We start from the raw sequence: 23684 nt of genomic DNA on the forward strand, positions 1-23684 counted from the left end.
TGTCCCCGGGGAGCGCTGTATCGTATGTTACGTATTTTGCCTCATTGCGTCCCTGCGGATGATTTCATACAGTTTGGCCGGCTTTGTCAAACGCGATTTCGATAATGCGGTAACGGCACGGCCAGGGTGGGGAAAAACATGGTTTCCAGCATTGCCGAACTGATCTCCGACCGCATCGGCGCCATGCCGGCCGGCGAGCGGCGCGCTGCACAAACACTGATCGCCAGCTATCCGCTGATCGGGCTGAAGACGGTCGCCGAATTCTCGGCTGCCGCCGGCGTGTCGTCGCCGACGATCCTGCGTTTCGTCGCCCGGCTCGGCTTCCAGAACTATCCGGAATTCCAGTCGACGCTGCAAGACGAGCTGGCGGCGCAATTGCAGTCGCCGGCCTCGCGCACGCTCAATCCGCCATCGCAGGGCGCCAGCGCCGTCTCGCCGATGCTGGAGGCGACGCTCGACAATATGCGCGAGACATTCCGGCATCTCTCGGACAAGCAGCTTGCCGACATCGTCGCCAAGCTTGCCGACCGGCGCGGCAAGACATTCCTGATCGGCGGCCGCTTCACCGATCCGCTGGCGCGCTATATGGCGGCCCACCTTGCTATCATCAAACCCAACGTCTTCCATCTGGCCGGCCAGGAAAGCGTCTGGCGCGACCGGCTGATCGACATGGGCAAGCGAGACGTGCTGGTGATCTTCGACATCAGGCGCTATCAGGACAGCCTCGTCCGCTTTGCCGAGACCGCCAACCAGCGCGGCGTGCAGATCGTGCTGTTTACCGACCAGTGGCTGTCGCCGATCGCTCGCTTTGCCCGCCATGTCATCGCCGGGCGCACCGCCGTGCCTTCGGCCTGGGACTCATCCGCCGCCCTTTTCGTCGTTGCCGAAGCGCTGATCGGCGCCGTTACAAGGCAGCTCGAGGCCGACGGCGCCAAACGCATCCGCGAGCTGGAAAGCCTGCGGTAGCGCAGGCTTTTGGAAAAGCACGCTCCTGGCCGTGCCTAGTCAACCAAAAAACTGACCATCTGCAGGATCAGGATCAGCAACAAAACGCCAAAGGCAGACGCCAAAACAGCTGCCAGCAGGACGATGCGTTGTTTCTTACCCACAGCTCCCCCGGGAAAGCATAGCTCCAGTCCACGAACGAATGTCAGTCCTGCCCTATCGCTCGGCCACCGTCCCACGTCATCAAGACCCGCCTGCGGCTTGGCGGAGGAGTAATGACGACTTGCTTCACGCGCGAAATGAACCGCTGGGGCCAAGGTGCTCGCTTAGAGGGACGGCTGCATCATTCATCCGACCCATGTCACGGCCGAATGACCACCTTGCCGTTCGGGCTTAACCATTTCAGCCGCAAACCGTGCCATTGCCCCAATCCGGATACTTTAGCCGTGGCAAGGATAATCGTAGTTCGGCTAGCCTTGTCGAGGCGAAGCCGCTCCTTGAACCATCAGTCAAACAGCGGTGAACTGCGCGGAGGAAATCGATGAGCTATCTGGACGAGCTGTTCTCAGTCGCCGGCAAGACGGCGCTGGTCACCGGCGCCGCGACCGGCATCGGGCGCATGGCGGCGACCGCTCTGGTCAAGGCCGGCGCCACCGTGATGATCGCCTCGCGCAAGGGCGAGGATTGCGTCGGGGTAGCCGGCGAGTTGAACGGCCTTGGCGCGCCCGGCAGGGCGGAAGGTTTTGCCGGCGACGTCTCCAGCGAGGCCGGCATTGCGGCGCTTGTGGCCGAGGTCAGGGCGCGGACCGAGCGGCTGCATATCCTGGTCAACAATGCCGGCATCTCCTGGGGGGCGCCGCTGGAAAGCTTTCCCTACCATGCCTGGGCCAAGGTGTTCGGCGTCAATGTGACCGCGGTCTTCCACCTGACGCGCGAGTTGCTGCCACTGCTCGAGGCCGCCGCCAGCGATGCCGACCCGGCCCGGGTGATCAACCTCGGATCGGTGATGGGCACGCAGCCTTTGGCCGAAGATGCCTACTCCTACTCGGCCTCGAAGGCCGCGGTTCACCACCTGACGCGCATCCTGGCGATCGAATTCGCCGCCCGCCGCATCACGGTCAACGCCTTTGCGCCTGGCCCTTTCCGGAGCCGGATGACGGCCTTCGCTACCGGCACCGAAGACCAGGCAAGACATGTCGGCAATCATGTTCCGATCGGCCGCATCGGCGCACCGGATGACATTGCCGGCGCAACGCTCTATTTGTGCAGCAGGGCCGGCAGCTATGTCACCGGCGCCATCCTGCCGATCGATGGCGGGCAGTCGGTGCAACACGGGCTGACATTGTTCAAGGAATGAGACGCACGCCATCCGGCGAGTGAAATGCCGGGGGTGAAGATGGAGGACATCAGCGTGGAACCGATCAGTCTCGATGTGCTTCTGGCCAACGTCGGCAAGGAAGTCGGCGTGTCGCCATGGCGGGTCGTCACCCAGCGCATGATCGACCAGTTCGCCGATGCCACCGACGACCATCAGTTCATCCATTGCGATCCGGAACGCGCCAGCCGCGAAACGCCGTTCGGCGGCACCATCGCGCATGGCTTCCTGTCGCTTTCGCTGTTGTCGGCGATGACCTTCGAAACCATGCCGCCGCTGGAAAACAGCAAGATGGGCGTCAATCACGGCTTCGATTCGCTGCGCTTCCTGGCGCCGGTGAAGACCGGCTCGCGCATCCGCACCCGTTTCGTGCTGGCCGACGTCAAGGTCAGGCCGTCGGGGTGGGTGCAGACGGCGCACGACGTGACGATCGAGATCGAGGGCTCGAAAAAACCGGCGCTGACCGCGCGCTGGCTGACGCTGACGCTGATCGAACGCCAACCGGAAGCGGTTTGACTGGCATCCAAGCCGGGGAACCTAAATCTGTTTGGCTTCGGCCGCGACATACTTCATATGGCGGCTGACCTGCAGCGCAATGTAGACGACCAGTGAGCAGCCGATTGGGAACACGATCTCGTTGAGGCCGGTTGCGATCGCCTGCGGCAGTGCGAGAGCAGCGTCATTTGCCGCGGCCGTGTCGATGGTCAGCACTGTGGTGCTGCCGCCGAATACCGCGCCTATCAGGACGCCTGCCAGCGCGAAATGGAGCGGACGCGGTTCTTCCTTCGATGCCAGCGACGCCAGTATCCAGCCGAGCAGCCTGTATTCGATCGCCCGCAGTACACCCAGGGTCGTGAGCGACAGGATGGCCGGCTTTGCCGCCGCGTCCAGCGCGCTGACCATGACCTTTTGCGTCCCTTTGGCGATGCCCATCGCCAGTGGCGCTGAAATCGCGCTGATCAAGCCGCCGAGCGAGGCTCGCACCTTGGTGAGTGCCGTGCCGAGGCTGACGCCGGCGCAGACGAAGAACGACCAGGTCACGCCTTGCGCCAGTTCGATCAGAACCTGCGTCGTCGCGGGGTAGGCACCTGCCGCAAATCTGACGGTCAGAATGAGAGCTTCCATGGCAAAGCCGAGCGCGATCGCCAGCCATGCGACCATGACGACGCGCCTGAGCGCCATCCTGGCGCGATGGGAAAGCGGGTCCACGTCCGGCACGCCGGACGAAAGCTCAGTTCCGGTCATAACGCCTCTCGAAACGAAATTCTTGCAGAGCCGCGAATTAGTCTTTGTCTGTAACAGTCCGATGTTGCCGTCTTTATTGCCGGGTTACATGGGTATTGCGACAGTCAACCTTCTGCTTGGTGCCACCCTTGCCCGACGCCGTACAGCGTATATATGCTGCATCCAGCCATCGGTCATAAGGCAGTAGAAAGTTGCAGCTAAGCGTCCAGGAGCGCCGCGAAAAACAAAAGGCCGAACTGCGTTCCGAACTTGTCGACGCCGCGCACAAGCTTGTCCAGGAAGAAGGCTATGGCGGCCTCACCATCCGCAAGCTCGCCAAGCGCGTTGGCTATGCGCCGATGTCGGTCTATTCCTATTTCGCCGACAAGCAGGACATCCTGTTCGCGCTGGCCGAGGATGCCTTCGAGACCTTGGCCAGGCGCATCGCAAACCATACGGCCGACGACCCGATCGAGGCGCTCAAGGCGGTGCTTGTCGAATACGCCGCCTTTGGGCTGGAAAATCCCAACGAATACCGCACCGTCTTCATGACCGAAAAAGTCAGGCCGCCAGCCGGAAAGACCTTCGCCGAAATGGAGAGCGGCAACCCGGCGATGAAAGTGCTGATCGCGAGGGTCGAAGCCTGCGTTGCCGCCGGCAGGCTCAGAGGCGATCCACGCGCCATCGCCACCATGCTGTGGGCGGTCGGCCACGGCGCCATCTCGCTGCTGATCACCTTCCCGTTCTACCCGTTCGGCGACCAGACGACGTTCATCACACGGATCGGCGACATCATGCTCGAAGCCATCGCCGCGCACGAGATTGCGCCGCTCACGCCGGTCAACTGCTGAAGAGCGGCGCTCCTCCCGATCTGCAGGATCTTCTCCAAACGTTCTGCGCTGCGGCGCCGAGCGTTCGGCAATTCTCCGTACGCGTACGATTTTGCTTGAACACCGGGAGTCAAGGGCGTATCTGTACGCAGTTCCGTACACGTACGAGAAATTCAATAGCTGAACCGGAGACCGACGATGAAGAAGGCAGTCCTCACGCTCGCCGCCCTGCTGGCGCTCTCTGGCGCCGCATTTGCCGGCAGCAGTCAGCCAGCCAAGCAAGAAGCGGCCTGCATCGACACCAAGACCGGTGCTAAGCTCGATTGCGCGCCGACCGGATCGCTTGAAAAGGCGGACGCCGCGGCCCACAAGGCCGGCAGCAAGGGCCCGAGGCTCGGCATCGGCATCGACCCGTGGATCGTGCCAAGCAGCTTCTGAGCCGGTCGGGCGACAATACGCGGTGAGGAACCGAAAGGGCGGCAGGAATTTCCGGCCGCCGATCTTGTCTGCTTCAGCCCTGCTTTATCGCGGCGTGCAGATCACTTCTTACGCTTCTGTCCCGCCACGTTTTTACGCTTGCCGGGTCTTGCCGGTGCGCCGGGAATGGCCGTTCCGGTGATCGACACCGGATCGCTGGCCGGGAATGTATCCTCGAGGCCTTCCTCGAGTTCCTCTTCGATATCCGTCCCAGTGCGCTGCTCGTCTTCAAAAGAGCGCACGGCCGGCGTCTTGACCGGCGACTTCGGCGCGGAGTTCGGCGGCATTTGCATTCTCCCTCGGCTCGCTGTCGCAGAACGGTCAGGCGCGGCGAACATGCCTATGCTGCCGCGTCGCGCGCTGCCTCGGACAGAAAAGTAAAGACATAATCGGAAAAGGAACGCCAGCATTCGACGCGGAACGCGTCGGCCGCCGTGCGCAACAGCACAATTTCGACCTTGCCGAGAATGCTACGCGACGCCGCCCCGACCGGAAAGGCGTCGAGCGACAGATCCTGCGGGCAGCCGGCATTGATCGTCGCCGCGGCAGCCGGACCGATAACCGATATGGCGACGTTGCGGTGCGAGATGCCGACCGCCGAATGCAGTACGGAAATGCTGGCGCAGTCGGCGAGCGGATCTTTTCCGTTCTCGTCGATGACCAGCCATTCGTCCGGCCCGAGCCACAAGGCCGTGCGTCCGGCCTTTACCGCCGAGGTCTTCGGCCTTTGCGGCAGGACGACACCGAGCGCTTTCGAAAGTGCCGCAATCGAGGCTTCCGGCGCGCGCAGCGATATGCGCTCGGCCGGCGGCAGCACGGCAAGTGTAACGCCGGCGGCGGAAAGCGACTGGCCGGCGAGAGCCGGACGGCGTTCGACTGAGGGTCCGGCGGCGCCGGTTTTCACGGCGGCCTTAGCCATTGAGGCGCTCCCCCTTCTCGTCGAAGAACACCATGCCGGTGACCTCCACCTCGATCACCCCGTTCGGCATCGGCACATAGAGCGTCTCGCCCGTGCGATCGCGGCCGCCGGCGACCAGCCCCAGCGCGATCGAGCGGCCGCAATTTTGCGACCAATAGCTCGACGTGACATGGCCAATCATCTTCATCGGGATTGCCTGCTTCGGGTTCGCGACGATCTGTGCGCCCTCCTCCAGCACCACCTTGGGATCCCTGGTCTTCAGGCCGACAAGCTGCTTGCGGCCCTTGGCGACCAGATCCGGCCGCGCCATGCCGCGAATGCCGACGAAGTCGGTCTTCTTCTTGCCGACCGCCCAGTCGAGCCCGGCGTCGTTCGGCGTCACCGTGCCGTCGGTATCCTGGCCGACGATGATGTAGCCCTTTTCGGCGCGCAGCACATGCATAGACTCTGTGCCATAGGCACAGGCGCCATGCTTCTGGCCCTCGGCCCACAACGCTTCCCAGACCGCTTCGCCGTAGTCGGCCGGCACGTTGACCTCGAAGCCGCGCTCACCGCTGAACGACATGCGAAACAGCCTGGTCGGCACGCCGCAAATCCGGCCTTCGCGCACCGACATATGCGGCAGCGCCTCATCCGACATGTCGATGCCCTCGACCAGCGGCGCAATGATGTCGCGAGACTTCGGTCCCTGCACGGCAATTACCGCCCATTGCTCGGTAATCGAGGTCAGCCAGACATTGAGATGCGGGAACTCGGTCTGGAGATAGTCTTCCATATGGTTCATGACCCGCGGCGCGCCGCCGGTCGTCGTCGTCACGTGGAAACGGTCGGGTGCAAGCCTGCCGACGACACCGTCGTCATAGATGAAGCCGTCCTCGCGCAGCATGATGCCGTAACGGCAGCGGCCGGGCTCGAGCTTTTCCCATGGATTGGTGTAGAGCAGTTCCATGAATTTGGCCGCATCCGGCCCGACCACCTCGATCTTGCCCAGCGTCGAGGCGTCGAACAGGCCGGCTGTCTTGCGCACCGTGACGCATTCGCGGTCGACGGCGGCATGTATGTCCTCGCCCGGCTTCGGGAAATACCAGGCGCGCTTCCACTGACCGACATCCTCGAATACAGCGCCCTGGCGCTCGGCCCAGGGATGGATCGCCGTCTTGCGGGTCGGGTCGAACAGGGGACCCCGTGCGTGCCCGACGATCGAGCCGAATGTCACCGGCGTGTAGGGCGCCCGGAACGTCGTCAGCCCGACCTGCGGGATCGGCTTGCCCAACGTCTCGGCGGCAATCGCCAGGCCGTGCATGTTGGAGGTCTTGCCCTGGTCGGTCGCCATGCCATTGGTAGTGAAGCGCTTGACGTGCTCGATCGAGCGCATGCCCTCATGCACTGCCTGGCGGATGTCCTTGGCGGTGACGTCGTTCTGGAAGTCGACGAACGCCTTCACCGTCGTGTCCGCGCCGGCACCGGGTGCTGCACCCAGCATGCCGCGCGACCAGCTTTCGCCGGCATCGACCTTCGGCTTGGCGCTCTTGGCGGGCTTGCCGCCGACATCTTTGGCCGCCTTGGCGCCGGCGGCGTAAGCTTCGTCGATGGTCGCCGACAGCCCGTCGGTGCCGTTGCAGGCGCCGACCGAGACGCAGTCCTGCGCATAAATTCCGGGCACAAAGCGCTTGGTCTCGTCGTTGAAGGCGACCTTGCCGCGTGATTGCGAGAACAGATGCACCGATGGCGTCCAGCCCGCCGACATCAGGATCGCGTCGACCGGAATGGTGCGCTCGCCGCCGCCGTTCTTCGGCTGCACGGTCATCGACGACACCCGCAATTTGCCGCCGGCGCGGATCACCGCGCGACCGAAATTGACCTCGATGCCGAGCGCCCTCGCCTCGTCGATCACCGGCCCGGTCGGGTTGTCGCGCAGATCGACGATCGCCGCCACGTTGATGCCGGCCTTCTTCAGATCGATCGCCGCCGCGTAGGCGGAATCGTTCGCCGTATAGACGCCGACATTCCTGCCGACGGCGACGCCGTAATGGTTGAGATAGGTGCGCGCCGCCGACGCCAGCATGATGCCGGGGCGGTCGTTTTCGGCAAACACCATGTGCCGCTCGATGGCGCCGGTCGCCAGCACCACGCGTTTGGCACGAACCTGCCACAGCCGCTCGCGCGGCAGGTCGCGTCCGGGGTTCTGCAGATGGTCGCTGACGCGCTCGACCAGCCCGACGAAATTCTGCGCGTAATAGCCGAACGCCGTGGTGCGCGGCAGCACGCGCATATTGTCCATCGACTTCAACTTGGCGACGGCGGACTGCGCCCAGGCAAAACCATCCTGGCCATCGATCCTGGCGCCGCTCTCGAAATGAAGGCTGCCGCCGAATTCCGCCTGCTCGTCGGCAAGGATGACACGCGCCCCGGTTTCAGCCGCGGCCAATGCCGCGGCGATACCCGCGGCACCGCCGCCCAGCACCAGCACCTCGCAGTGGGCGAAGCGCGCCGAATAATGGTCGGGGTCCGGCTGGTCGGGAGCGACGCCAAGGCCGGCGGCGGCCCTAATCTTGGGTTCGTAGAGGTTTTTCCATGCAGTCTTCGGCCACATGAAGGTCTTGTAGTAGAAGCCGGCCGAAAGCATCGGCGAGGCGATACTGCTGACGGCGCCGACGTCGAAGGCGAGCGACGGCCAGCGGTTCTGTGACTGTGCGGTCAGCCCGTCATAGAGCTCTTGCACCGTAGCTCGGACGTTCGGCGTCTTGCGTGCCGCGTCGCGTTTGATCTCGACCAGCGCGTTCGGCTCTTCGGCGCCGGCCGACAGAAAGCCGCGCGGCCGGTGGTACTTGAACGACCGGCCGACAAGATGGACGCCATTGGCAAGCAGCGCCGAGGCCAGCGTGTCGCCCTCGATACCGGTATAGGGACGGCCATCGAAGCTGAAGCCAGCTATCTTTGCCTGTTTGAGCCGTCCGGCGCCGGCAATGCGGAATGTCGCGCTCATTTTGCGGCTCCCGGCAGCTTTACGGGCTTCGGCTCGCCGGCCTTGTAGGTCATCAGGAACCTGTCGCTGACGGTGTCGCGCACGGCGTTGAAGAACCGCGCGCAGCCATGCATGTGCCGCCAGCGCTCATAGATGATGCCTTTGGGATTTGAGCGGATGAAGAAGAACTTTTCGAAATCGTCGTCGCTCTCGCCGGCGATGTTAAGGGAACGCGCAATATGCGCCTCGCCGGCGTTGCGGAACTCGAGCTCCGGACGCTCTTCCTCGCAATAGGGGCAGCGGATGAGAAGCATGGTTGGTCCTACAATTCGCCGTGGCCGAGGCGGGCGCCGGCCGGTTGGTCGCAAAGCCTCTGGCCCAAGGTCACGAAGGGCGCGACGAGCCGGATGCGCTCCTCGATGCTTGCCGCAGGGCTGAAGAGGTCGCGGTTGGCCATGTTGCCGATCGTCAGCAGGACCGGATCGACCGTGACGATGACGACGCGCGGTTCGAACGGCTCGTCGTCGTCCAGATCCGCCGGCCGGCCTTCAAGAAACGAGACGACCCTTTGTCCGCCGCTCCAGACGCAGGCCAGAATGCCGTCGTCGACGGAAAACGGCCATTCGGTCTCGTTTTCGGCGCGGCTGATCGGCTGCGTGCGCACCTCGTCCGGCGACGGAAAATGGAACAGGCCTTGCTCGCCGGCGAGCATCAGCGGCATGGCGACGGCCATCTCGGTCATCATCAGTGCGCCACCGCTGCCGCCGCCGCCTCGTCGATGAGGCGGCCGGTGCGGAAGCGCTCGATGGTGAAGGGCGCGTTGATCGGGTGCGGATCGTCCCTGGCGATGGTATGGGCAAAGACATGGCCCGAACCCGGCGTCGCCTTGAAACCGCCCGTGCCCCAACCGCAATTGACATAGAGGCCGGGCACTGGCGTCTTGGCCAGGATCGGCGAACGGTCCGGCGTCACGTCGACGATGCCGCCCCATGAGCGCAGCATCTTCATACGGGTGAAGATCGGGAACATCTCGCAGATCGCATCGAGCGTATGTTGCAAAATGTGCAGCCCGCCGGTCTGCGAATAGGAGACATACTGGTCGGTGCCGGCGCCGATGACCAGTTCGCCCTTGTCGGACTGCGAGATATAGGCATGCACCGTGTTCGACATGACTACGCAGGGCACCACCGGCTTGACCGGCTCCGACACCAGCGCCTGCAGCGGATAGCTTTCCAGCGGCATACGCACGCCGGCCATGTTCATGATCACCGAGGAGTGGCCGGCGGCGACCACGCCGATCTTCCTGGCGCCGATGAAGCCGCGCGTCGTCTCGACGCCCGTGACCGCGCCGTTCGGCGCCCGTTTGACGCCGGTGACCTCGCAATTCTGGATGATGTGGACGCCGCGCGCCGAGGCGCCGCGCGCATAGCCCCAGGCGACCGCATCGTGACGCGCCGTGCCGCCGCGGCGCTGCAGGGAGGCGCCCATCACCGGATAGCGCGCATTGCGCGAAATGTTGAGCGGCGGGCAGAATTCCTTGGCCTGCTCCGGCGTCAGCCATTCGTTGTCGATGCCGTTCAGCCGGTTGGCATGGACGTGGCGCTGCAGCACCTGGATGTCGTGGATGTTATGGGCCAGCATCATGACGCCGCGCGGCGAATACATGACGTTGTAGTTGAGCTCCTGGCTGAGCCCGTCCCACAGCTTCAGCGCGTGATCGTAGATTCCGGCGCTCTCGTCGTAGAGATAGTTCGAGCGGATAATGGTGGTGTTGCGGCCGGTATTGCCGCCGCCGAGCCAGCCTTTTTCCAATACCGCGACGTTGGTGATGCCGTGCACGGTGGCGAGATAATAGGCGGTGGCCAGGCCGTGGCCGCCGGCGCCGACGATGATGACGTCGTACTCCTTCTTCGGCTCCGGCGAGGACCACTGTTCCTCCCAACCCTTGTGGCCGCGCATGGCCTCGCGGGCGATGGCGAATACCGAGTATTTCTTCAACGTCGCAGGCCTCGCAAATGACGGCCGGGCAGATCAGCCAACCCCGGCGCGCGAGCTTGTATCACTAGCGAAACGGCGCTGCCAGCCTTGCACTGTTTGCGACGGCGCTTGCCGTTTTGCGCCGTGATGAAAAAGAGGCATGCGACGTGATGGAGCGATCAAACCACATCTGAAGCACCTTGCACGTATCGGGTGGCTCCGACCAACCCCATTTGCGACCAAGCATCCAATTGCCGGCAAAATGCCGGCGCGAAAAAAGGATGCAAAAAAAAATGCTCGCACTTGCCAACAAGATCGCCATCGTCACTGGCGCCAGTTCCGGCATAGGCCGCGCCACGGCCAAGCTGTTTGCGGAGGAAGGCGCCAAGGTGGTCGTCGCTGCCCGCCGCAAGGCGGAGCTTGACGCGCTCGTTGCCGAAATCGAAGACGCCGACGGCACCGCCATCGCCCTTGCCGGCGATGTCCGCGACGAAGCCTACGCGAAGGCCCTGGTCGACCTGGCGGTCGAGAAATTCGGCGGGCTGGACATCGCCTTCAACAATGCCGGTTCGGTCGGCAAGACCGGGCCGGTTTCGGAGCTGTCGCTGGAGGGCTGGCGCGAGACGCTCGACACCAACCTGACCAGCGCCTTTCTCGGCGCAAAATATCAGGTGCCGGCGATGGTCGACCGCGGCGGCGGATCGCTGATCTTCACCTCCACCTTTGTCGGCCACACGGTCGGCATGCCCGGCATGACCAGCTATGCCGCGAGCAAGGCCGGACTGATCGGATTGACGCAGGTGCTGGCCGCCGAATATGGCGCTAGGGGCGTGCGGGTCAACGCGCTGCTGCCGGGCGGCACCGACACGCCCTCGGCAACGTTCAAGACACCTGAATCGCGAGCCTTCGTCGAAAACCTGCATGCCTTGAAGCGCGTCGCCGAGCCTGACGAGATCGCCCGCTCGGCGCTCTATCTGGCTTCCGATGCATCGAGCTTCACCACCGGCACGGCGTTGTTCGCCGACGGCGGCGTCTCGATCACCCGCACGTGAAGCGTTTCGCGGTCGGCCTAGGCCCGCAAGCCGCAATGCCTGAAAACCGGTCTTGCTTTTCCCGGCGATTTGACGATTCCGTCTTCTCCTCGAAAACGGGTTGGAAACATGCTGCTGATCAGGACCTATATCGCTGCAAGCGCAATCGAAGGCGTCGGTGTGTTCGCCGCCGAGCCGATCCGGAAAGGGGCGCAGATCTGGCGGCTCGATCCGGACTTCGACCGGCTGATCCCGGTGGAAAGATACGAGACGGCGCCGCCGCACCTCAAGGAATTGCTCGACAGATATGCCTATCCCAGTCCGGACCGGCCGGGCTTCATGGTCTATGAGGTCGACAATGGCCGTTTCATGAACCACGCCGACAAGCCGAACACCGACTTTTCGCAATATGGCGGGGCCACTGCGACCCGCGACATCGCCGCCGGCGAGGAGATAACCTGCGACTACGGCGAGTTCTTCGAAGGTTTCGAGCAGCTCCACCTGGCCACGGTGTAGCGACGCCTATCTGGCCCACGGCGAATTTTGTTCTTGCTTTGTGCCGGCAGCTATGCTACTAATCTCAATATGGTGCTGATTCACACCAACGACCCGCCGCTGAGGCGGGTTTTTTCGTTTCGAGGTCGGCACCGCCTCTCAATCGGCAGTGGACAGAGCGCCTTGATTCTGCTATCAGCCGCCCCAATTCGTGGTGTAACGCGCCGCGGAGGCTTGTGGCTATGGCCGCTTGCCTATTGATTTCAAACCCGAAAGACAGGATTGCCCGTGCAGGTACTCGTCCGCGACAACAATGTTGATCAGGCGCTTCGCGCGCTCAAGAAAAAGATGCAGCGCGAAGGCATCTTCCGCGAAATGAAGATGCGCGGACATTACGAGAAGCCCTCCGAGAAGCGCGCCCGTGAAAAGGCGGAAGCCGTGCGCCGTGCCCGCAAGCTGGCCCGCAAGCGTGCCCAGCGCGAAGGCCTGCTGCCGATGACGCCGCGTCCGGTCGCGGCCGGTGCTGCCGGTGCCGGTGCCCCGCGTCCGCCGCGGTTCTGACGCCAATTTTTCGTCCTTTTCCAAGGATATCCAGGGTGGCGCGATGCGGAATCGCCGCCACCTTTTTGTTGTGATGTAGACCCGGTTCGAAAGGACCGGTTGGGAGAGATGCCGGTTCGGAGGGGGAACGGACCAGACGGCGCAGTAAGGACAGGGCAGACATGGACGCAATTACCGTAGAGCGCAGAACCGCGTGGCGCGGCCTCGCCCTGACGGCAGCCCTGCTTTCCGGGATGGCGCTTGCCAGCTGCCAGAGCGTTCCGACCGGCGAGTTCAACAACATCGACAAGGCGCAAGCCTCGAGCGAGAACATCTCCTCGCTGTCGGCGGTGATCCAGCGCAACCCCCAGGATCCGGAAGCCTACAATGTGCGCGGCTCGGCCTATGGCCGCGGCGGCCAGTACCAGGCGGCGCTGAAGGACTTCAACACCGCCATCCAGCTCAATCCGAATTTTTACCAGGCCTATTCGAACCGCGCGCTCATCCAGCGCTTCCTCGGCGACCAGGCGAGCGCGCTTGCCGACTACAACCGCTCGATCCAGATCAATCCCAACTATGACGCCGCCTATATCGGCCGCGGCAATCTCTACCGCAGGGCGGGCCGGGTGCAGGAAGCCTTCAACGATTTCCAGAAGGCCATCCAGCTCGACACGACCGACGCGCGCGCCTATCACAATCGCGGCCTGATCTACCAGAGCCAGGGCCAGCACGCCTTTGCCATCGAGGATTTCTCGACCGCCATTTCGCTGGCGCCGGACGCCTCCGAGCCCTACAATGGACGCGGCCTCTCCTACCTGGCCATGAACGACGAGGACAATGCCTTCGCCGACTTCAATATGGCCATCAAGCTCGACGGTAAGAACGCCGAGGCGTGGTCCAACCAGGCGCTGATCTACGAGCGGCGCGGCGACAAGGTCAGGGCCGCGAAATCATACCGCGAGGCCGTGCACCTCAATCCGACCTACCAGCCGGCCAAGGACGGCCTGGCCCGCACCAGCACCGGCTGAGCGGCCGGTTAATCGGGCGGCCCTTTCCGCGCCCCGACAACCCTGCGTTTACCCTTGCCTTGCTGGCGCCAAGTTGTCGGCGGAACGCTCGGCGTGCTCAGCCGTTTGTACAAGGCAATTTCGAAAGGACCCTGCCATGATCAAGAAACTCGCTTGTGCCGCCGCTTTCGCGACGACCGTCGTTGCCGCTCCCGCCAGCGCCAGCAAGCTCCAGCTCGGCGTGCTCGACTGCACCATCGACGGCGGCACGGCCTATCTCGTCACCTCCAACAAGGGTGTTTCCTGTGTCTTTCGTCCACATCGTGGCGGCCCCTCCGAAGTCTATACCGGGGTGATTTCCAAGCTCGGCGTCGATGTCGGCCGGACGCATCAGGGCCAGCTGGTATGGGCGGTTCTGGCGGCGACCCGCAATCACGATGAAGGCGACCTTGCCGGCAGCTACTATGGCGTGAACGCCGAGGCCAGCGTGGTCACCGGTGGCGGCGCCAATCTCCTGGTCGGCGGCCTCGACAGCGCCTTTTCGCTGCAGCCGCTCAGTGTCCAGGCACAGACGGGCGTCAACCTGGCGGTCGCCGTCACCTCGCTGGACCTGATCCATTCGTTCAAATAGCGGCGCGGCATGGCTCCCGAGCGGCGGGGAGCGTAGGTGTCGGCCTGCGAATAGCTGCCGAAGGTTCATAGATTCCGGCAGGCCCACTCCGCAGAGGATGGGCCGCCCTGATGTTCAAAGTTGCGGCGCTCGAAGATCACGGCATGGCAACTGTGTTCATGCCGTTACCGTGACCGAAGATTGCGGCGATCCAATATTGCTTGTCTTCGGTCTGACCAGAATCTCAACGCCTCGTGATCGTCCCCCATCGCGCAATTTGAAATCCGCCACGTCAACGGCGATCAAAACCGCTTGATCTCAACTCCGGTTGAGGTTCTAGAAGTCCTCCCATACTGCGGCATGTACTCATTTGGACGTGAAGAACGCTCCAATACTTTAGACCAGCGTCTGAGAAAGCCTGGGGGACTGGATGACCAAAACAAGCACAAACGGGGTCGATTGGCGCGCGCTGTGGGCGAGCGGCGATCTGGCGCGCTTCTGCTTCATCAGCCTCGGCATTCTGCTGCACGCCACCAACGAAACCATGGTAGCAACGGTCATGCCGGCCATGGTCGGCGAACTTGCCGGCGTGCAACTGGTCGGCTGGTCGCTGGCGATCTACGAGCTCGGCGCCATCGTTGCCGGTGCGGCCGCCGGACGGCTGGTGAGCTATGTCGCGCTGCGTACCAACATGATGGTCGCCGCAATGCTCTATGCCGCCGGCGCGCTGGTCTGCGCCACCGCGCCTTCGATGCCGCTGTTCCTCTGCGGCCGCCTGATCGAAGGGCTCGGTGGCGGCGCGCTGGTGTCGCTGGCCTTCGTCTCGGTCGAGCGGCTGTTTGCCCGCGCGATCTGGCCGCAGCTTTTCGGCGTCATGTCGGCGATCTGGGGTGTCGCCGCTTTCAGCGGGCCGGTGCTCGGCGCGGTCATGACCGAATTCTCGTCCTGGCGCTGGGCCTTCGGCGTCTTCACCCTGGGAGGCACGGCCATGGCGCTGGCAAGCTTCCTCGTGCTCGATACGCCTGAAGCAACGAGGCCGCAGGCGACGGGCGGCTCGGCGCCGCCCTTCCCCTTTGCGGCACTTGGCTGCCTCGCCGGCAGCGTCGTGCTGATTGCCACTGCCGGCGTCGACATCGCCCTGCTGCGCTCGTCGCTGCTGCTCACCCTCGGCCTGATCGGCCTGGCGCTGTTTATCTATATCGACGCACTGAAGCCGCGCTCGCGCCTGTTCCCGTCGCGGCTGTTCTCATGGCGCTCGTCGGTCGGCGCGGGCATGACCATGGTCGCGGCGTTTTCGGTGGCGACCTGCTCGTTCGCGGTCTACGGACCACTGCTTCTGACCAGCCTTCACGGCATTCCGATCCTGACCACCGGCTACATCATCGCCGCCGAATCGATCGCCTGGTCGATCCTGTCGATCCTCGTCGCCAATGCGCCACCGGAGCGCGAGCGGCTGATCATCGTCGGCGGGGCGCTGATGGTCGCCACGGGCGTCGCCGGTTTCGCCTATACGGTGCCGGCCGGCTCGATCCCGCTGATCCTGTTTTGTGCTTTGTTGCAAGGCGGCGGCTTCGGCATAGCCTGGCCGTTCGTCACGCGTGTCATCGTGGTATCGGCCAAGGAAGGCGAGCAGACGATCGCCTCGGCCGCCGTGCCGACCATGCAGCGCATCGGCTATGCGGTGGGTGCGGCATTGACCGGCATCGTAGCCAACGCCAGCGGCTTTTCAGAGGGCCTGAACCGCGAGGCCGCGGCAAACGTCGCTGCCTGGCTGTTCCTGGCGTTTATCCCGCTCGGGATCCTGGGATGCCTTGCCGCCTTGCGGATTTCGGGGGCGCCGCCAGCGAAGCTGCCGATCTCCCCCTTCGCAGGAAAGATTGACCAATGCATGTCGCGCAAAGGTGTGCAGCGGTTTTGCGGTAACGACATGCATCAAAACAAGAACCTAAAGCGCGTCACATGAGGCCGGTCGAACGCGAAGCGCTTTAGACGACGACCGTCTTCAGCCGCTCGGCGATCAGTGCCGCGAGCCGCGTCGCCACCTCATCCTTGCTCATCTCCGGCCATTCCTCGACGCCGGCCTTTGAGACGATCCGCACCTTGTTGCGGTCGCCGCCCATCACGCCCGGAGCACCATCTTCATGCGAGACATCATTGGCGACGATAAGATCGGCCCCCTTTTTTGCAAGCTTGGCCTCGGCATTCCTGACCAGATCCTGCGTCTCCGCAGCGAAACCGACCACCAGCATCGGCCGCTTTTTGTGATGCCCGACACCGGCAAGAATATCGGGATTTTCCACCATCTGCAGCGCCGGCGGCCCCTCGCCCGCCACCTTCTTGATCTTTTCCCCGGCCGAACTTTGAGTGCGCCAGTCGGCGACAGCCGCGACGAACACTGCCGCGTCGGCCGGCAGCAGCTGCTCGACAGCGTCCTTCATCTCGACGGCCGTTTCGACATGCAGCGTGGCGACGCCGGCCGGATCGGCAATGCCAACCGGACCGGAGACGAGACGCACATCGGCGCCGAGCCTGGCCAGCGCCGCCGCAATGGCGTGGCCCTGCTTGCCCGACGACCGGTTGGCGATGTAGCGGACCGGGTCGATCGGCTCATGCGTCGGCCCGGAGGTGACAATGATCTTCCTGCCTGCCAGCGGCTTTGGCCGGCCGTCGAGCAGCGCCTCGATCGCGGCGACGATCTCCAGCGGCTCGGCCATGCGGCCCTCGCCCACCTCGTTGCTCTCGGCCATCTCGCCCTTCGCCGGGCCGACGAATGCGACGCCGTCCTTGCTCAGCGCCGCACGGTTGCGGCGGACCGCCGGATGCGCCCACATTTTCGGGTTCATCGCCGGCGCCATCAAAACTCGCTTGTCGGTGGCGATGAGCACGGTCGAGGCAAGGTCGTTGGCATGGCCATTGGCGAGCTTTGCCATCAGGTCGGCGGTGGCCGGCGCCACGACCACAAGGTCGGCCTCGCGCGACAGCCTGATATGGCCGATATCGTGCTCGTCCTGCCGGTCGAACAGTTCGGTGAAAACATGGTCGGCGGACAGCGCCCCGGCCGACAGCGTGGTGACGAATTCCTGCGCCGCGGCGGTCATCACCACCCGCACTGCCGCACCGCGCTCGCGCAGCCGACGGATCAGGTCGAGCGCCTTGTAGGCAGCAATGCCTCCGCCGATGATGAGCAGGATGCGCTTGCCGGAGAGGGTCATGCCCGAGGCCAGTTCTTGTCCAATGTCATGCCGGCTTCAGCGCCGATTCGATGTCGGTATGGATGAAATCGTCACCCTTGAAAAGTAGCGGCAGGTTTCGGGTCTTGGCCAGGGCATAGGCGAAACAGTCGCCCATGTTGAGGTCAGCACGATGGCGGGATCCGCGACCGTACCGAGAGTAGGCAAGTCGTGCGACCTCGAGCTGAGCCAGATCAAAAGGAACGACCGTCAGTTCGAGGCGGTCGATGAGCACCTGAAGTTCGGCGGGGTTGATGCCACCGCTGGACCGGTTCGCCACACAATGTGCCTCCAGAAGTGTTGCAGTGCTTATCAGTACAGCAGATGAGGTGCCGAAAACATCGACGAATGCAGCCGCATCCGGCTCTGCGCCGATGATTGCGATTAACGCAGACGTATCAACTGCAACGGTCACAGAAGTCCCTCATCCCACATGTGATCAGTAAGCGCTTTGAGGTCAATGGGGTGTTCTGATTTCCGTCCGAGCGCCAAGATCTCTTCACGTGACGCTTTCAGCCGCCACTCCCCGTTCTGGAGCTTGCTCTCGGGGATCGTCACTTTGCGCAAGGCATCCCGCGCTTCCTGCTCCATCGAAACGCCGCGCGCGGCAGCGCGTTCGCGCAGCACCTGCTTCACTTCGTCATCAAGATTACGGATTGTGATAGTGCTCATAGCGTAGCTCCTCGCCGTTACATAAGCGACAAGCGGCGTGATTGCAATGACAGCACTGCTGTCATTGCAATCAGAGCAGCTTCCAGGCGATATACACCAGCGTCAGCGCGATCACCCACAGCGCCAGCCGGCCGGAGCGGGTGTGGCGCGCCTCGGCTTTGCCGATCGCGTCCGCCGTCCCCTCGTCGAAGCGCAGGCCGTTTTCGGCCATCAGGTCGATCTCACGCGACAGCCGCTCGGTACGGGCAGCGAGGTCCGGCGCCTGACGCGCCAGCGCCAGCAGCGCGCTGGCACCGTCGCGCGCATCGGCCAGCAGCGCGCGCGGGCCGAGATTGCGGGCAATCCAGCCGCTGACCACCGGCTCCGACGTCTTCCACATGTTGAAGGCCGGGTCGAGGGTGCGGGCGACGCCTTCGACAACGACCATGGTCTTCTGCAGCAGCACCAGTTCGGATCGCGTCGCCATGTCGAACAGGTCGGTCACCTCGAACAGCAGCGTCAACAGCTTGGCCATCGAGATGGTCTCGGCCGGCTGGCCGTGGATCGGTTCGCCGATCGCCCGGATCGCCTGGGCGAAAGCCGCAACATTGTGCTGGCGCGGCACGTAGCCGGCCTCGAAATGCACTTCGGCGACGCGCTGGTAATCGCGCGTAATGAAGCCGTAGAGGATTTCGGCGAGGAACCGGCGCTCCTTCCTGCCGAGCCGGCCGGCAATGCCGAGATCGACGGCGACGATGGTGCCGTCGGCTTCGATAAACAGGTTGCCCGGGTGCATGTCGGCGTGGAAGAAACCGTCACGCAGCGTATGGCGCAGAAACGACTGAACGAGGTTGGCGGCAATCGCCTTCAGGTCGTGGCCGGCGGCGGCTAGGCCGGCAATGTCGTTCATCTTGATGCCGTCGACCCATTCCATGGTCAGCACGTCACGACCGGTGCGCTCCCAGTCGACCGACGGCACACGGAAGCCGGGATCGTCCTTGGTATTCTCGCCAAGCTCCGAAAAAGCCGCCGCCTCCAGCCTCAGGTCCATTTCGATTTTGGTCGTCTGGGCCAGTGTCTCGGTCACCTCGACCGGCCGCAGCCGGCGCGACGACGGGATGTATTTTTCCTGCAGCCGGGCGGCGAGAAAATAGCTCTCGAGATCGCGAAAGAAGCGGCGGCGCACGCCCGGCCGGATGACCTTCACCGCCACCCGGGTAACGACGCCGTTCTGCAGGATTTCGGCGGTATGGACCTGGGCGATCGAGGCGGCGGCCACGGCCTCGCCAAAACTGACATAGAGCTCGTCGACCCTGCGTCCGAGCGAGGCCTCTATCGCGGCGACAGCCTCGGCCTTCGGAAACGTCTGCATCTTGTCCTGCAGCATGGCAAGATCAAGCGCGATATCGTTTCCGACGACATCCGGCCGTGTCGCCAGGAACTGGCCGAGCTTGACGTAAGACGGGCCGAGCCGCACGACCGCCTTGGCCAGCCTGTCGCCACGCTCATAGGCAAGCGCGTGACGGCGGGTGAACAGCCGGGCCATGCGCCAGCCGAATTTCGGCAAGCCGAAGAGCTCGTCACCGGGCAAAGCCGCGATGACACCCTCGCGGACCAGCACCCAGCCGGCCCGCACGAGCCTGAAACCAGCGCCGATGCTGCTCATGGCTGGCTTTGCCCCGCCGATTTCCTAGACCGGCGAAGAGCACATTGAGTACGAAGGATACGGGCCAGCTTCAAAGCTTCCAGCCCGAGTGGAGCGCGGCGATGCCGCCGGAGTAGTTGCGGAATGAGACGCGCTCGAAGCCCGCGCGCGAAATCATCGTCGCGAAATTCTGCTGATTGGGAAATTTGCGGATCGATTCGACCAGATAGGAATATGGCTCGCCATCGCCGGTCACCATCTTGCCGATCCGCGGGATGGCGTTGAACGACCATGCTTCGTAGACTTTGTCGAGCAGCGGCATCTCGACCTCGGAGAATTCAAGGCAGAGAAAGCGCCCGCCGGGCTTCAGCACGCGATAGGCTTCGGCGAGCGCCACATCGATGCGCGGCACGTTGCGGATGCCGAAAGCGATGGTGTAGGCGTCGAAAGTAGCGTCGGCAAAAGGCAGTTCCTCGGCATTGGCTTCGACGAAATCGGTATTTGCCGACAGGCCCTTTTTCTCGGCCCGGTCGCGGCCGACCGCGAGCATCGAGCCGTTGATGTCGAGAACCGTTGCATGAGCGTGCCTGCCGCTCGCCTCGACGATGCGGAAGGCGACATCGCCGGTGCCGCCGGCAACGTCGAGAACGCTCCAGCCCGGCCGCTTCGGTGGATTGAGCCAGGCGACCAAGGCGTCCTTCCACAACCGATGCAACCCCGCCGACATCAGGTCGTTCATCAGGTCGTAGCGGTTCGCCACCTTGTGGAAAACATCATTGACCAGGGACTGCTTGTCGCCTGGTCCTACCCGCTTGAAACCATAGGAGGTTTCCATGCCGCCCGCAGCAGTGGTTCTTTCAACCGACATCGTTTTGATCCGCCATAAAATCGGCGGGACCATAGCCGATCGATGGTGCGGGCGCTATTGTTTAAGGCGCGGTGTTCGGCCGCGCTTCGAAGCAGGTTCCGGAAAAGTGTCACACGGTTCCGACAGGAACTTGCGTCATAAGAAAAAAAGCCTGACGGGATAATTGAATGCCTTTGAAAGCAGAACTGCACTGCCACATCGAAGGGGCAGCGGCGCCTGAACTCGTCCTCCGCCAGGCTGAGAAATACGGCAAGGATGCCTCGCCCTACATCCAGGACGGCTCCTTCGTGTGGCACGACTTCACCTCTTTCCTCGCCGCCTACGACTTCTCGTCGGACCTGTTCCGCACCGAAGAAGACTATGCGCGGCTGGCCGATCACTACCTGACCAGCCTCGCCCGCGACGGCGCCATCTATTCCGAGGTTTTCACCTCGCCCGACCATGCAAGCAAGGCTGGGCTGTCGCCGAAGGCCTATACCGACGCGCTCGGCGAAGGCATGGCCCGCGCCAAGGCGAAGACCGGCATCGAAGGCCGCATGATCGTCACCGGCGTGCGCAATTTCGGTGTCGAATCGATCGAACGGGCGGCACGTTTCGCCGCCCGGTGTGGGCATCCGCTGGTCACCGGTTTCGGCGTCGCCGGCGACGAGCGGATAGGTGATCTGGAAGATTATGTCAGGGCCTTCGAGATCGCCCGCGAGGCCGGCCTCGGCATCACCGTGCATGCCGGCGAATTGATGGGCTGGGAGAGCGTCGAGGCGGCACTCGACCACATCCGCCCGTCTCGCATCGGCCATGGCGTGCGCGCCATCGAGAACCCCGATCTCGTGCGGCGCATCGCCGACGAAGGCGTCGTGCTCGAATGCTGCCCCGGCTCCAACATCGCGCTGAAAATCTTTGACAGTTTCGCCGACCATCCCTTTCCCGCCTTGAAGGCGGCGGGCTGCAAGGTGACGCTCAACTCAGATGACCCGCCCTATTTCTGGACCTCGCTGAAACGCGAATACGACATCGCCGCCGAGCATTTTGCGATGGACGACAAGGCGCTCACCGCCGTCACCAGGACGGCCATCGAGGCAGCCTTCGTCGACAGGAAGACCAGGGCGGCGCTGCTGGGCAGGCTCGGCGCCAAGGGCAGGTGAATGGTGAATGGCTCACCCGGCGCTTCGGTCCGTCAACTGCGGGCTTTGCCGCGCACCAAGGACTCGCAAACCAGTTCACTATTCACTATTCACCATTCACCATTCACTTGCGCAGTTGGAGAACACCATGAAGGGCGTCACCGTCGTCGACCATCCGCTTGTCCAGCACAAGCTGACCATCATGCGCAAGAAAGAGACTTCGACGGCCGGCTTCCGGCGGCTGCTGCGCGAGATCTCGCTGCTGCTCGGCTACGAGGTCACCCGCAACCTGGAACTGACGACGACGACGATCGAGACGCCGATCGAGACGATGGAGGCGCCGACGCTGGAGGGCAAGAAACTGGTTTTCGCCTCGGTGTTGCGCGCCGGCAACGGCTTGCTCGAAGGCCTGCTCGATCTGGTGCCGGCGGCGCGTGTCGCCCATATCGGCCTCTACCGCGACCATGAGACGCTGGAAGCGGTCGAGTATTTCTTCAAGGCGCCGGGCGACCTCGCCGACCGGCTGGTGATCGTCGTCGACCCGATGCTGGCGACCGCCAATTCGGCGATCGCGGCGATCGACAAGCTGAAAGGCCGCGGTGCCACCAACATCCGCTTCCTCTGCTTGTTGGCGGCACCAGAGGGCCTTGAGCGGTTCACCCACGCGCATCCCGATGTTCCCGTCTTCACCGCTTCCATCGACCGCCAGCTCAACGAGAAGGGCTACATCATGCCCGGCCTTGGCGATGCCGGCGACCGCATGTACGGCACCAAATAGATCCGTTTACCGACTGTTTACGCAAACGGCTGGTTTCCGCATTCGTTAAAGCGGCAAACACCATGTCGGACTAAGGATCGGCAACCACAAAGGCCGGTCCATGCTGCGCAAGCTTCTCATCCTTGGCGTGTTTGCCGGAACGTCGGCATCGCTGCCGATCGTATATCAGTCCAATTCACAGGTAATCGAGCGGCTGTTGAAATCCGCCATCGGGGCCAGGCCGGCCGACACCCAAACCGACCTGAATCTCGCCGCCGTTCGGGACAGGCCGGCGACGCCGCAGCCGCTCGGCCGCAAGGTCGTCGTCACCGCGGACGCGCGCGGGCATTTCATGTCGGTCTTCAAGTTGAACGGCCGACAGATCGACGGCATGATCGATACCGGCGCGACGCTCGTCGCCATCAACAGTTCGACCGCGCGCAGGATCGGCATCTCGCTCAATCCGACGGACTTCAGCCATCAGGTCAACACCGCCAACGGTGCGATCAAGGCCGCCGTGGTGACGATTGATCGGCTGCAGATCGGCAGGATCACCGTCGAGGGCGTCGAGGCCGTCGTGCTCGACGACAGGGCGCTGCACACCAACCTGATCGGCATGAGCTTTCTGCAGCGGCTCGAAAAATACCAGGTCGAAGACGGCACGCTGCTGCTGGTTCAGTAGGCAGTGATCCCGAACCGCAGGTCCACGCCAGCGAAAAGGGGACCGGTCGTCGGACAAGATCATGGTCCAAGAAAGATAGAGCCCATTCGATACCATCGGAATGGGCTCTATCCGCGCGGCAGGATCCGCCGGATGACGGTTTTCTCCGTGGCCGGTCTGGAAGGGCCGATCGTATAGGCCGAAAGCACGACGGCCGCGGCCGCTTCGGCATCCCCGGTATTTCGGGCATGGACTAGAGCACGTCCTGTTTAATCCGGTTCATATCCTGCGGCTTTGAAGTAGTTGGCGCATTCGGCTGGGGTGAAGAGGTCGACGACTGCGCCGACCGCGTCCCA

The 23684-nt window shown here is 63.5% G+C and carries 26 protein-coding genes; 14 read left to right on the forward strand and 12 right to left on the reverse strand.

Features of this window, described 5'->3' with window-relative positions; genetic code table 11:
- Positions 1-138 precede the first annotated feature (138 nt).
- From NKJ84_RS10400 to NKJ84_RS10410, 3 genes are all read left to right on the forward strand, one after another.
- Positions 139-966: a MurR/RpiR family transcriptional regulator gene (locus NKJ84_RS10400; RefSeq protein WP_254816889.1), complete on the forward strand. Its 828-nt coding sequence runs from the start codon at positions 139-141 to the stop codon at positions 964-966.
- A gap of 520 nt (positions 967-1486) precedes the next feature.
- A complete protein-coding gene (locus tag NKJ84_RS10405; protein ID WP_352506375.1) occupies positions 1487-2302 on the forward strand; it encodes an SDR family oxidoreductase in 816 nt (271 codons plus the stop codon).
- 39 nt (positions 2303-2341) lie between these two features.
- A complete protein-coding gene (locus NKJ84_RS10410) occupies positions 2342-2836 on the forward strand; it encodes a MaoC family dehydratase (protein WP_031211357.1) in 495 nt (164 codons plus the stop codon).
- Between the two features lie 21 nt (positions 2837-2857).
- Here the strand turns inward: NKJ84_RS10410 and NKJ84_RS10415 are convergent, their stop codons facing one another.
- Positions 2858-3565, reverse strand: a complete 708-nt coding sequence (locus NKJ84_RS10415; protein WP_352506376.1) for a hypothetical protein — start codon at positions 3563-3565, stop codon at positions 2858-2860.
- Between the two features lie 191 nt (positions 3566-3756).
- Here NKJ84_RS10415 and NKJ84_RS10420 point away from each other — a divergent pair, with 191 nt between their 5' ends.
- Positions 3757-4395 (forward strand): TetR/AcrR family transcriptional regulator, encoded by a 639-nt coding sequence (locus NKJ84_RS10420; RefSeq protein ID WP_352506377.1) that lies wholly within the window; start codon positions 3757-3759, stop codon positions 4393-4395.
- Positions 4396-4572: 177 nt separating this feature from the next.
- Positions 4573-4812, forward strand: coding sequence for a DUF680 domain-containing protein (locus NKJ84_RS10425; protein ID WP_352506378.1), 240 nt, complete (start codon positions 4573-4575; stop codon positions 4810-4812).
- Positions 4813-4913: 101 nt separating this feature from the next.
- Here the strand turns inward: NKJ84_RS10425 and NKJ84_RS10430 are convergent, their stop codons facing one another.
- The 6 genes from NKJ84_RS10430 to NKJ84_RS10455 are packed head-to-tail and all read right to left on the reverse strand — an operon-like array spanning position 4914 to position 10733.
- Complete coding sequence (locus NKJ84_RS10430) at positions 4914-5138, reverse strand: hypothetical protein (RefSeq protein ID WP_352506379.1); 225 nt, start codon at positions 5136-5138, stop codon at positions 4914-4916.
- Between the two features lie 53 nt (positions 5139-5191).
- A complete protein-coding gene (locus tag NKJ84_RS10435; protein WP_352506380.1) occupies positions 5192-5770 on the reverse strand; it encodes a sarcosine oxidase subunit gamma in 579 nt (192 codons plus the stop codon).
- Positions 5763-8756 (reverse strand): sarcosine oxidase subunit alpha, encoded by a 2994-nt coding sequence (locus NKJ84_RS10440; protein ID WP_352506381.1) that lies wholly within the window; start codon positions 8754-8756, stop codon positions 5763-5765. Before NKJ84_RS10440 ends, NKJ84_RS10435 begins: the two co-directional genes overlap by 8 nt.
- Complete coding sequence (locus NKJ84_RS10445; RefSeq protein WP_352506382.1) at positions 8753-9049, reverse strand: sarcosine oxidase subunit delta; 297 nt, start codon at positions 9047-9049, stop codon at positions 8753-8755. The genes NKJ84_RS10440 and NKJ84_RS10445 overlap by 4 nt, the downstream gene beginning before the upstream one ends.
- Positions 9050-9057: 8 nt before the next feature.
- Positions 9058-9480: a hypothetical protein gene (locus tag NKJ84_RS10450; protein WP_352506383.1), complete on the reverse strand. Its 423-nt coding sequence runs from the start codon at positions 9478-9480 to the stop codon at positions 9058-9060.
- The gene (locus tag NKJ84_RS10455; RefSeq protein WP_352506384.1) at positions 9480-10733 is read right to left on the reverse strand and encodes a sarcosine oxidase subunit beta; all 1254 of its coding nucleotides are present in this window, start codon (positions 10731-10733) and stop codon (positions 9480-9482) included. The genes NKJ84_RS10450 and NKJ84_RS10455 overlap by 1 nt, the downstream gene beginning before the upstream one ends.
- Positions 10734-11005: 272 nt before the next feature.
- Between NKJ84_RS10455 and NKJ84_RS10460 the strand changes: the two genes are divergently transcribed.
- The 6 genes from NKJ84_RS10460 to NKJ84_RS10485 all read left to right on the forward strand — a co-directional run bounded on the left by NKJ84_RS10460 (position 11006) and on the right by NKJ84_RS10485 (position 16358).
- Positions 11006-11764, forward strand: a complete 759-nt coding sequence (locus NKJ84_RS10460; protein WP_352506385.1) for an SDR family oxidoreductase — start codon at positions 11006-11008, stop codon at positions 11762-11764.
- Positions 11765-11872: 108 nt separating this feature from the next.
- Positions 11873-12259 carry an SET domain-containing protein gene (locus tag NKJ84_RS10465; protein WP_352506386.1) on the forward strand — a complete coding sequence of 129 codons (387 nt, stop codon included), beginning with the start codon at positions 11873-11875 and terminating at the stop codon, positions 12257-12259.
- Between the two features lie 267 nt (positions 12260-12526).
- Complete coding sequence (rpsU, locus tag NKJ84_RS10470; RefSeq protein ID WP_023675331.1) at positions 12527-12799, forward strand: 30S ribosomal protein S21; 273 nt, start codon at positions 12527-12529, stop codon at positions 12797-12799.
- Between the two features lie 161 nt (positions 12800-12960).
- The gene (locus NKJ84_RS10475) at positions 12961-13806 is read left to right on the forward strand and encodes a tetratricopeptide repeat protein (protein ID WP_352478138.1); all 846 of its coding nucleotides are present in this window, start codon (positions 12961-12963) and stop codon (positions 13804-13806) included.
- Between the two features lie 136 nt (positions 13807-13942).
- Entirely contained in the window at positions 13943-14416 is a 474-nt protein-coding gene (locus NKJ84_RS10480) for a DUF992 domain-containing protein (protein ID WP_352506387.1), read from the forward strand.
- A 409-nt stretch (positions 14417-14825) separates the two neighbouring features.
- The gene (locus NKJ84_RS10485) at positions 14826-16358 is read left to right on the forward strand and encodes an MFS transporter (RefSeq protein WP_352506388.1); all 1533 of its coding nucleotides are present in this window, start codon (positions 14826-14828) and stop codon (positions 16356-16358) included.
- 22 nt (positions 16359-16380) lie between these two features.
- On the opposite strand, the gene coaBC is transcribed toward NKJ84_RS10485, so the two are convergent.
- The 5 genes from coaBC to ubiE all read right to left on the reverse strand — a co-directional run bounded on the left by coaBC (position 16381) and on the right by ubiE (position 20789).
- Positions 16381-17607 (reverse strand): bifunctional phosphopantothenoylcysteine decarboxylase/phosphopantothenate--cysteine ligase CoaBC, encoded by a 1227-nt coding sequence (gene coaBC / locus NKJ84_RS10490; protein ID WP_254816873.1) that lies wholly within the window; start codon positions 17605-17607, stop codon positions 16381-16383.
- Positions 17608-17632: 25 nt separating this feature from the next.
- Positions 17633-18040 (reverse strand): type II toxin-antitoxin system VapC family toxin, encoded by a 408-nt coding sequence (locus NKJ84_RS10495; protein ID WP_352506389.1) that lies wholly within the window; start codon positions 18038-18040, stop codon positions 17633-17635.
- Positions 18037-18297, reverse strand: a complete 261-nt coding sequence (locus NKJ84_RS10500) for a FitA-like ribbon-helix-helix domain-containing protein (RefSeq protein ID WP_352506390.1) — start codon at positions 18295-18297, stop codon at positions 18037-18039. Before NKJ84_RS10500 ends, NKJ84_RS10495 begins: the two co-directional genes overlap by 4 nt.
- Before the next feature lie 70 nt (positions 18298-18367).
- Positions 18368-19942 carry a 2-polyprenylphenol 6-hydroxylase gene (ubiB, locus tag NKJ84_RS10505; RefSeq protein WP_352506391.1) on the reverse strand — a complete coding sequence of 525 codons (1575 nt, stop codon included), beginning with the start codon at positions 19940-19942 and terminating at the stop codon, positions 18368-18370.
- Between the two features lie 70 nt (positions 19943-20012).
- A complete protein-coding gene (ubiE, locus tag NKJ84_RS10510) occupies positions 20013-20789 on the reverse strand; it encodes a bifunctional demethylmenaquinone methyltransferase/2-methoxy-6-polyprenyl-1,4-benzoquinol methylase UbiE (RefSeq protein WP_352506392.1) in 777 nt (258 codons plus the stop codon).
- A 167-nt stretch (positions 20790-20956) separates the two neighbouring features.
- On the opposite strand from ubiE, the gene NKJ84_RS10515 reads away from it, so the two are divergent.
- From NKJ84_RS10515 to NKJ84_RS10525, 3 genes are all read left to right on the forward strand, one after another.
- Positions 20957-21931: an adenosine deaminase gene (locus NKJ84_RS10515; RefSeq protein ID WP_254816868.1), complete on the forward strand. Its 975-nt coding sequence runs from the start codon at positions 20957-20959 to the stop codon at positions 21929-21931.
- Between the two features lie 127 nt (positions 21932-22058).
- A complete protein-coding gene (upp, locus tag NKJ84_RS10520) occupies positions 22059-22688 on the forward strand; it encodes a uracil phosphoribosyltransferase (RefSeq protein WP_254816867.1) in 630 nt (209 codons plus the stop codon).
- Between the two features lie 100 nt (positions 22689-22788).
- Positions 22789-23349: a TIGR02281 family clan AA aspartic protease gene (locus NKJ84_RS10525; RefSeq protein WP_352506393.1), complete on the forward strand. Its 561-nt coding sequence runs from the start codon at positions 22789-22791 to the stop codon at positions 23347-23349.
- Positions 23350-23684 lie beyond the last annotated feature (335 nt).

The organism is Mesorhizobium sp. M0048 (assembly GCF_040323405.1).
Lineage (GTDB): Bacteria > Pseudomonadota > Alphaproteobacteria > Rhizobiales > Rhizobiaceae > Mesorhizobium.